This is a genomic window from Blautia glucerasea (assembly GCF_013304385.1).
Taxonomy (GTDB): domain Bacteria; phylum Bacillota; class Clostridia; order Lachnospirales; family Lachnospiraceae; genus Blautia_A; species Blautia_A ammoniilytica.
Map to the genome: position 1 here is coordinate 1 of NZ_JAAITU010000072.1, position 8,968 is coordinate 8,968.

The window sequence follows — 8,968 nt, forward strand, 5'->3', positions numbered from 1 at the left end:
ACGCTTTGAAGCCCGTCGCCAAGAGGATTTGAACCTCCGACCCCTCGCTTAGGAGAGCTCCAACCTATTGTCACTCTCTGTCAATCTGAGGTAAGGTAAACCCAAGTGGGATACTATATAAAACTGTTTCCGATTCAATTCGAGTTATTCTGAATACCCCCTCTGTCAAGCTCTGTAAAGCTCTGAAAGTTAGCTGATTGTTTGCTCCAGCTAATAATTGGGGAATGCCTTGATATTACCATCGACATCTGTTATATGACCACCATGCTTCGTACGTTCGATCATGGTAAACAGTATTCAATTAAACTTCCTATCGAAAGCACAAGATATTTTCTTGTCTATAAATAATATAACGCATACGAGACGGTTTGTCCATGCGTTTTTGACTGGCAAATTTTCTTCAGTAAAAATATCTGTAACCTTTTTTGTAACTGAATCTCCATCATTCCATCATCAAATGATGGAGATTCCAATAGATATGATGGAGATAGACTAATTACTTCATCGTCTTCGCCAGTGAATTGAGCAATGCCCGCATCTCTGGATTTGCCAACACTTTTGCCAGAAGTTCCGGATCGACTTCATCAGCAACAGTTGCATTATTATTTTCCTGCTGTACATGCATCTGTGGATCCAGATTCTTTTTCTCATAAAACGCTTCTTCAAAAAGCTCTGCATTTTTCCTTCGGTCATCATCCAGAATATGAGAGTACACATCCGTAACCATATTGACCTGAGCATGGCCGGAATCACCCTGTACCGCCTTGATGTCTCCACCATTCAATTTCAGCTTATAAGTAACGCTGCTATGACGAAAACTGTGAAATACAACCGGTGGGAGATTATAGTCCTCAATCAGTTTCTTTAAAGGACCACGGATTGCTCCATCACCAAGAGGAAGCCCAAAGGTACTTGCCATAACCAGGTTATAGTCCATATATTCATCACCAAGGATTTCTTTCATTTCATCCTGTTCAGCTTTCCAGTCTACCAACATATTAGCGACACTCTTTGGTAAGAATATCTTACGCACACTGCTTTCTGTCTTTGGTGTTTTCAGAATACGGACCGTAGAATTCTTCTTATGATTTGTCGGAAATACCAACAACACATCTTTTCCATCCAATGCATTCAACGATTCTTTTCTTATACGCTGTGATTCTTTGTTGATGAAGACATATGCACGGTTTTCTTCAATTGCCTCAGGAGAAATATCTACACAATCCCAGGTAAGACCAAGCAGCTCACCAAGTCGTAAGGAACATGAAAAGGATAGATTTATTGCAAGCTTTAATCGCTCATCTTCACAGACACTGAGCGCATACATTAATGTATCCGCTGTCCAGATGTCTCTTTTTTGTGATTTATGTTTTGGTACAGTTGCATGGGTGCAAGGATTCTTCTCCATCAACTCCCATTTCACTGCCTGTTCAAAACAGTTTCTAAGCAACTTATTAATATCCCTGACCGTACTGGAAGATACAAATTCATTTCGACTGGTTTTATTCAATGGATTGATAACTGCACGTCTCTTCAAAAGACTCTGATAATATCTTTCGATGAAACGGGTATTGATCTCTGAGAGTTTCGTATCACCAATGATCGGAAGAATATAGTTGTTGATAAGAGAGACATTCCCTTCATATGTAGAAAGCGCCCAGTTTTCTTTTCCATACAGTGCAACATATTCTGTAATAAGCTCGTCCAATGTTTTGCATTTACGGACGACAAATGATCCCATCTCTTTTTTATATTCAATTTCTTTTTTTCTTCTCTTTGCTTCGGCTTTCGTTTCATAGGTTTCCCACTTCTGCTTCCTCTCACCTTTTTCATTCGTATAAGAATAGATTACATTAAATTTTCCGTTTCGTTCTCTTATAGATGCCATATTATTGCATGCTCCTTTCCAAATCTCTTTGTTCCATCCAGTCCTCAAATTCATCCCGACGGATCCTAACTCGACTGCCAACTTTTATTACTGTGAACTTTCCTTTATCCGCCCACTTGTTGATCATGCTTCTGCTGACCTTTGCCAGATAGGAAGCTTCATCAAAAGTAAGATACTTTATATTTCCATTGCTTCCTCGTATTCCGGTCTGTGATAATTTCTTCCGCCGGAAATTAGCCAGGGCAATATTTTGTTCCTGTGCAAGTTCTTCATAATCATTCGATGGATCCAGCTTATACCGATCCTGACCTTCCAGGAATTTTCGAAAACTCTCTTTTGTGATCCTTTTCTTTTCTGCAATCACAATGAATTCAAAAAAATGACTATACTTTGGATTATCAAGAATTGTATATACTGCGCTTCTGGTTGTTCCAAGCAGCTGTGCCATCTCAGGCATCGTAATTGTTGCATCTTCCAGAAGAGCGTCTTTTTTTCTGTCTTCCTTTGTTCGATACCGGGACTGGCTTTTATACCAGTTCTGAAAAGATTCTTTTGGTATTCGTTTCCAGTAATCGACAATAACAGCTTCCATTTGATTTTTCTTGAGTAAATCATAAACAAGATACTCATCAACACCCAACAGATCCGCAACTTCCTTAACGGAATAGGACCAGGATTTCAATTCTTTCCCTGGTTCTTCTCCGGTAACTTTATGGTATTTAATCTGATTGGCGTACCATTTTTCAAAGCTGGCAATATTGATTCGTATCTTTCCAGCAATCTCTTTAGATTCAAAAACATTTTTATGCACCAGCCAGTATCGATCTGTCTTTTTTAATCCCAGCAGCTTTCCCATTTCCGGCACGGTCATCCAGGTTCTCTTTTGTGTCGGACGCCGTTTGTAAGGACTGTCTTCTGATATCTTTGAAATGATCTCTTCAACATCGTCCATTTCCGGAACTTCTTTTTGTTTCATAATTGCTGTTGCCATTTATTCTTCACTTCCTGTCTTTTTTAGTGTTAGTTTTTTTTCTTATATCATATCTCAAATCCAGATAAAAATTTAGGATGTCGATTGCAGACAAAATCTGCCTGATCAACACCCTGTTTTTTATTGTTCCAAGTTATCGAGCCAGTCATCGAAACTCTTCTTAGAGATGCGATACTTTCCGCCATCCAACTGGATCCACCGGAATTCCTTTTTCTTTAAAAGGTTATAAATAGTAGGTCTGCTGACTCCTAAGATTTCCTGTAACTCTTGAACTGTATAACATCTTTTTTCTGACATTTCTTTATCCTCTTTTCTTTGAAATATGAAAGAAAAATTATCCCTTCATATAACGAAACGCTCAGAGCATGTTTTACAGTGGTCAAAAGCAAATTTTTTTACTTTTTTCTTACGAGTTTTCTTTAATGCAACTCGTAACATTAGATTTTTACATTTTTCATGAAATTAAGTAAAGAAAAAGAGCATATGGAATTGAATCCATACACTCTATGATTACTGGAACTTTATTTCATTTTTAAATTCAACAAACTAGAATTTAACTCTCCCATCTTGCAATTCTGATTCCCCAAACTCGAAATTCACCATATACAAATGCATCGCCGTTTGTCAGATGATATGTTTGTGAAAATCCTAAACTTCCATAATCAGCAATTTCATCCGCAGTTTGTGTGCTTCCAAGTGTTATAAGCGGACATTTTCCTGGGTCAGTGCTTCCAATCAAACGAAATCCCTCAATAGCAACAAAAATCCCCCAACAAATAAGAATACCTAAAACTGCTTTTAAAATTTTCTTTTTCATATTCACCACCCCACAAATACCGATTTTTCGTTCTCTGCGACTTCCCAATAAACGGGAAGTTGGTTACTTCTTGTAATTCATTTTCTTACTTAATACCCCAAACAAAGCCAATAAAAATATTCCAATTCCAAGCAATACGCCAGCCACTTTCATTAATTCATTGTTTGTATACTCTGTATCCGGAAGAATCCCATACTTGTAATAAGAATAACTAACATGGTCTGTGGTATATGCAGCTATGGAATCTCCTACATTATATTCCGAATATACAAATCCCGGTACTTGCATTCGCTTGTGATAATCATTCACTTTTCCATTGTTGTAGTAGAAGAAATAATTCCGAGATATCGTATCAGCCGAAGCAGCTTCAGCCCTTTTACCTGTAATCACAATATCCTCCATATAGTAATCTTCTCCCAGTACCATCTCTTCCATTTGTGTATTAAATGCTTTAGATGTCAAAAGTATATTTATCCAGACTGTAATGAAAGCTATACTTAAAATAATGAAACAAATCCAAAACAAAATTTTCTTTTGATTTCCAGTTAATATTTCTTTTGGTTCTTGGTGCTTAACCAATTTATTACTCATTCCATAATACCTCTAAAGTACTTTTTTCTTCTTCCTTCCCTTCGTCCAAGAAGTGTATCTCACTCAAAGAACTCGGTCAATTCCGATTTGTTACTCACATGATATCATATTTTTTCTTCAATTGCATTTTCATTGAAAAAATCATTAAAACTTCCAATGTTTAATATAAATAAAGCAATATAGTTGCATCCCTACTCGTATTAAGAGCTGAAAAATAAATATAAATCCTATATTAATGAAGAAGGAATGGAAGAAAAAAGCATCTTTTGAATATAGAATACCTAATATATTTTGTACATTCAAATTATTTATTGGAAACAAATACAAAATTTTGTTACCTACCCCTGTTTTTATCATTTGCACCAGCAATAATGGTAATATATATACCCCTAATGAAACAGCTAATACTGACATAGATGAATGCATAAGAGCTGATATTAACAATGTTACACTCTCAACAAATCCAATACCAACTAATTGCATGACAAGAATTAAAAAGTATATTTGAATATGGTTATATTGCAAAGGGAAGTCAAATAATCCCAACGACAAATTTGTTTGTATGTCTGAATTCCATCCGCTCATATCATACATTGTAGAGAAAACACCTATGTTGACCAATTGAAAAATAATAAATAAACTCACTGTAATAATACTTGTCGCAATCAATTTAGCAAATATCATTTTGTTTCTTCCATATTTTGTAACTAACAGAATCTGATTGATATTTTTAGAATTATCATCTGAAAACACTATGGAAGATACCAATATTGTAATTATGGACAAAAGAGCATATATATATCCAAGTACTCGATATAAGTCTGTCCATGGAACATAATTTCCTAATGTCAAAGGAGTATCAAATTTTTTAAATCCAACCTCGTCCAATGAATATAAATCCACGTCTTCTATTGTTAATCTTTGGCCTTTATTAACCTGTTCAATCATTTCTGAATAAACATTTTCGGCATCTTTTGAAAAAAAAGTATCTCCCATTTCCCAATAAAATGGATAAAAAGGCTTATTAACAACTTTTTGCTCTTCATTCTCTTGGAAATTATTCATAGAATCAGACAGAATCATTTTAACTTTTTCATCTGTAAACTCTCCAGAATATTTTTCATCTATTATTACATCGAGGCTCTTTTCAAACCCCTTTTTCTTATTACTCGCTTCACTCATTGATAGCTGTGAATAGTGATACCCAACAAAAAAAATCCCCAGAAGGACTAAGCATCCTACAACAATCCCACCAAATACAGTTCGGTTTCTCAATATTTTCCCAAGTTCAAACTTAATTAGCGATGTCATACTCTCATTCCCCCTCTCTAAAATAAAACAAATACAAATCTTCTAAAACCGGATCAACTTGTTTCGCATTTGCAAAAGGTTTTTCCCTTGAAATAAGTCGAAGAACAACTCCGTCTTCTCCATATTTACGATTACTTACTGTATATACTTGCTCAATTCGATTTACTTCTTTTTCTGGAACCAGGCATTCCCATACACACTTGTTAATATCTTTCAACAAATATCTTATTGTGCCTGTATTTTCAATTCTACCTTTTTTTAGAATAATGATTTCATCTGCTATATATTCTATATCTGATACAATATGTGTAGACAATAATACTATTTTTTCTGATGCAAACGAACTTATCAGTTTTCTAAATTTAACTCGCTCTTTGGGATCGAGCCCTACCGTAGGTTCATCTAATATTAAAATTTCCGGATTATTAATCATTGCTTGAGCGATACCTAGTCTCTGTTTCATTCCGCCAGAATACTTTCTGATTTTTTTATTTTTCACATCATCTAAGCCAACCTGAATCAATAAATCTAAACATCTCTTTTTTGCTATTTTCCCATTTAAGCCTTTCAATGAAGCGATATACATCATAAAATTTAATCCTGTAAAATCAGGATAGTATCGAAAATCTTGTGGTAAGAATCCAAGAATCGAGCGATAATATTCTGCTTGCAGAGCAATATCTTTATGGTCATATTGTATATTTCCACAATTTGCTCTCATCAGTCCACAAATAATACGAAATAAAGTTGTTTTACCCGCCCCATTAGCACCTAATATTCCGTAAATTCCAGGAGTAAATCGATACGACACATCATCAAGCACAGTTACATTCCCATATTGTTTTGTTATATTATTAATAGTTAATTCCATACTGAAGCTACCTCCCATTTGATTATTTTAGTTTGAGAATATAAGATAATCCCTAATATTGTCGTTGTAATGAAATATGCTATTCCCCAATAAAGCATTCGGATTTCATATATTTTAAAGATATTTGCAATTAAAATAACTGCGACACAAATACTTCCCGATATACACCATAGGAAATAATTATGTAATTGCTTTCTCCATATAGTTATAAGCGAAAATAAAATAATGCAAACAATATTGTATGGAACAAGTACATAGACTAATATCTGATACAAAGGCAAAGATACTATAGATTTAGTCATAAGAGAAAGCAAAATAACAATTACCATATCAATAATGCCAAAAATCAATAATTTCATCATAATATGTTGTCGCAAATCATATTTGAATGTCTGTTCCAATTCCCACATTCCTGTAGTAAAACTTTTGAATAATTCATCTAAAAAAAATAAAGCCGAAATGAATATTACACCTGTAATGCATAACATTATTTCACTTATCGGCTGTAAATTTTTAAAATTTAATGCCATAGTTATCCCTGATAGAAAGATGAATAATTGAATTATCCAAGTATGAACATGTATGAAGCGAAAAGTTGACAGGAATAGCTCAAAGTAAGAATGTCGACTCATTTCAAGTCTAATCATTATTTCATATCCTAATTCGATGGTTTTTTCACGTCCTTCTATATCACCTTCTAATTTATAACCAGCCAATTTCGATATAATATCTTTTTTATCCATCATAAAATTCCTCTCTTTCTAAAACTTTTTCTAATTTTCTAAGGCCTTGATAAATACGTGACTGTACAGTAGATACCCCCACGCCAGTAATTGTCGCAATATCTTTTACCTTTAAATCGTGATAATACCGTAGTATCACAACCTCTCGTTGTATTTCAGGAAGTAAATCAAGTGCTTTTTGAACCGTTTCTTTTCTCTCATCATGTAATATTTCATCAATCAATGAAGTGTCTAAATCAGTTGTAAAATTATCTGTGAGTTCTATTTGCTCAATATGTCTTTTTTTCAAATAATTATTGCAAGTATTGACAGCCATAGTGTATAGATAATTTTGAAATTTTCCTATGAATCGGTATCTAGGTAAACTTTCTACCAATTTTAAAAAAATATCCTGTGTTAAATCAGAAGCTATATCGCAGTCTCCATAACATCTGCGAACACAATAAAAATACACACTATCATAATATTTATGTACTAAAATATCCCATGCATCAGGATCTCCCATCTTAATTTTGTTTATTATCATCCAGTCTTGTATCATATCCATCACTTTTCTCTTAATTATTCTTCTCTATATATAAACAACTAACCTTAACAAATCATTTAAAAACACAAAAACTTTTTATATTTTTTTATATTTTTTTACAATATGATAAACTATTCTTCCCCTCATGAGCAAGGGATTAGGAGTTCCCTGTGGCGGTTAGTATGCAGTAGTTCGATTATCCTGTAAGCGTGAGTTTTCCAAACTTATCGGATTCTTGGTAGTTGCCTTAGTAGCCGTTGGTCTTGTATTCAATGCGTCCGGCGTAAAAGATGTATTGTTACAGTTATTCAATAAGATTATTGGAGCATAAAATTAGTATTGCTATTGTGCGGACATTTGCATATAATAAAGATAGATGGAAATACTACTCACGAAAGGAGATGTTTTATATGGCTACAAAATCAGCAAATTTATATGCAAGGATTGAACCAGATGTCAAAGAAAAAGCAGAAAGTATCCTGTCTACACTTGGTATCCCTGCTTCCAGTGCTATCAATATGTTTTATAAACAGATTATCTTACAGAGAGGACTTCCGTTTGAAGTAAAAATACCATCTGACAGACCTGTTGATATCAGCACATTATCAGAAGCAGAGTTCAATGAAGAATTGGAGAAAGGATATGCGGATATGCAGGCTGGACGGACAAAAAATGCGAAGAAAGCATTTGCTGACATTCGCAAGGATTATGGCTTATGATATATGAAGTAGAATTATCCGAACAGGCTGACAGTGATTTGAGAGGGATTTTTGAATATATTTCTTTTGAATTACAATCGCCGGAAAATGCAAGCGGACAGCTTGACCGTCTGGAAGAACAGATATTAAGTCTGGATACGATGCCGGAGCGTTATCGAAAATATGAAAAAGAACCGTGGAAAAGTCGTGGACTTCGTGTATTACCAGTAGACAATTATGTGGTACTTTATATTCCAGACAGCGATAAAAAAGTTGTAACAATACTTAGAGTAATGTATGCCGGACGGGACATAGACAATCAGTTAAATCTCCACACAAAGCAATAAAGGATATGATTTAAAGCAGCCTTTCATTTATGATCGACTGCTTTTTTCATATTCAAAATTAAAAAGAAAGGGCTGAATTACGATGGAAGAATGTAGCGTATTGATTGAAACGACCAAATCAGCAGAGGATAACACCGAATTGCTGAACTGGAACAGCAGATAGAGAAAGGACGTGATATAGATGA

General features: G+C 34.5%; 11 protein-coding genes. 2 read left to right on the forward strand and 9 right to left on the reverse strand.

The genetic code is table 11. The features are described from left to right. Positions 1–496: 496 nt before the first annotated feature. The 9 genes from G5B11_RS17760 to G5B11_RS17800 form a co-directional block, all read right to left on the reverse strand. Positions 497–1,888, reverse strand: coding sequence for a tyrosine-type recombinase/integrase (locus G5B11_RS17760; RefSeq protein WP_173688246.1), 1,392 nt, complete (start codon positions 1,886–1,888; stop codon positions 497–499). A gap of 1 nt (position 1,889) precedes the next feature. Continuing rightward, positions 1,890–2,879, reverse strand: a complete 990-nt coding sequence (locus G5B11_RS17765) for a helix-turn-helix domain-containing protein (protein WP_044954635.1) — start codon at positions 2,877–2,879, stop codon at positions 1,890–1,892. Between the two features lie 120 nt (positions 2,880–2,999). After that, positions 3,000–3,176, reverse strand: coding sequence for a helix-turn-helix domain-containing protein (locus G5B11_RS17770; RefSeq protein ID WP_003864535.1), 177 nt, complete (start codon positions 3,174–3,176; stop codon positions 3,000–3,002). A gap of 256 nt (positions 3,177–3,432) precedes the next feature. Further along, a complete protein-coding gene (locus tag G5B11_RS17775; RefSeq protein ID WP_029471584.1) occupies positions 3,433–3,696 on the reverse strand; it encodes a hypothetical protein in 264 nt (87 codons plus the stop codon). Positions 3,697–3,759: 63 nt separating this feature from the next. Then, the gene (locus G5B11_RS17780) at positions 3,760–4,287 is read right to left on the reverse strand and encodes a hypothetical protein (RefSeq protein WP_029471585.1); all 528 of its coding nucleotides are present in this window, start codon (positions 4,285–4,287) and stop codon (positions 3,760–3,762) included. Between the two features lie 144 nt (positions 4,288–4,431). Beyond that, positions 4,432–5,598 (reverse strand): ABC transporter permease subunit, encoded by a 1,167-nt coding sequence (locus G5B11_RS17785; protein WP_092073365.1) that lies wholly within the window; start codon positions 5,596–5,598, stop codon positions 4,432–4,434. 4 nt (positions 5,599–5,602) lie between these two features. Then, a complete protein-coding gene (locus tag G5B11_RS17790) occupies positions 5,603–6,469 on the reverse strand; it encodes an ABC transporter ATP-binding protein (RefSeq protein WP_005334760.1) in 867 nt (288 codons plus the stop codon). Further along, positions 6,460–7,215: a hypothetical protein gene (locus G5B11_RS17795; RefSeq protein WP_005334761.1), complete on the reverse strand. Its 756-nt coding sequence runs from the start codon at positions 7,213–7,215 to the stop codon at positions 6,460–6,462. Before G5B11_RS17795 ends, G5B11_RS17790 begins: the two co-directional genes overlap by 10 nt. Beyond that, positions 7,205–7,759: an RNA polymerase sigma factor gene (locus G5B11_RS17800; protein WP_005334762.1), complete on the reverse strand. Its 555-nt coding sequence runs from the start codon at positions 7,757–7,759 to the stop codon at positions 7,205–7,207. Before G5B11_RS17800 ends, G5B11_RS17795 begins: the two co-directional genes overlap by 11 nt. Before the next feature lie 389 nt (positions 7,760–8,148). On the opposite strand from G5B11_RS17800, the gene G5B11_RS17805 reads away from it, so the two are divergent. Further along, complete coding sequence (locus G5B11_RS17805) at positions 8,149–8,457, forward strand: type II toxin-antitoxin system RelB/DinJ family antitoxin (RefSeq protein ID WP_029471590.1); 309 nt, start codon at positions 8,149–8,151, stop codon at positions 8,455–8,457. After that, the gene (locus tag G5B11_RS17810) at positions 8,454–8,783 is read left to right on the forward strand and encodes a type II toxin-antitoxin system RelE/ParE family toxin (protein ID WP_005334765.1); all 330 of its coding nucleotides are present in this window, start codon (positions 8,454–8,456) and stop codon (positions 8,781–8,783) included. Before G5B11_RS17805 ends, G5B11_RS17810 begins: the two co-directional genes overlap by 4 nt. Positions 8,784–8,968: the final 185 nt, after the last annotated feature.

Bases quoted from the DNA above. Each gene is read 5' to 3' on its own strand.
- G5B11_RS17760 (WP_173688246.1), bottom strand. From the start codon at position 1,888: ATGGCATCTATAAGAGAACGAAACGGAAAATTTAATGTAATCTATTCT.
- G5B11_RS17765 (WP_044954635.1), bottom strand. From the start codon at position 2,879: ATGGCAACAGCAATTATGAAACAAAAAGAAGTTCCGGAAATGGACGAT.
- G5B11_RS17770 (WP_003864535.1), bottom strand. From the start codon at position 3,176: ATGTCAGAAAAAAGATGTTATACAGTTCAAGAGTTACAGGAAATCTTA.
- G5B11_RS17775 (WP_029471584.1), bottom strand. From the start codon at position 3,696: ATGAAAAAGAAAATTTTAAAAGCAGTTTTAGGTATTCTTATTTGTTGG.
- G5B11_RS17780 (WP_029471585.1), bottom strand. From the start codon at position 4,287: ATGAGTAATAAATTGGTTAAGCACCAAGAACCAAAAGAAATATTAACT.
- G5B11_RS17785 (WP_092073365.1), bottom strand. From the start codon at position 5,598: ATGACATCGCTAATTAAGTTTGAACTTGGGAAAATATTGAGAAACCGA.
- G5B11_RS17790 (WP_005334760.1), bottom strand. From the start codon at position 6,469: ATGGAATTAACTATTAATAATATAACAAAACAATATGGGAATGTAACT.
- G5B11_RS17795 (WP_005334761.1), bottom strand. From the start codon at position 7,215: ATGATGGATAAAAAAGATATTATATCGAAATTGGCTGGTTATAAATTA.
- G5B11_RS17800 (WP_005334762.1), bottom strand. From the start codon at position 7,759: ATGGATATGATACAAGACTGGATGATAATAAACAAAATTAAGATGGGA.
- G5B11_RS17805 (WP_029471590.1), top strand. From the start codon at position 8,149: ATGGCTACAAAATCAGCAAATTTATATGCAAGGATTGAACCAGATGTC.
- G5B11_RS17810 (WP_005334765.1), top strand. From the start codon at position 8,454: ATGATATATGAAGTAGAATTATCCGAACAGGCTGACAGTGATTTGAGA.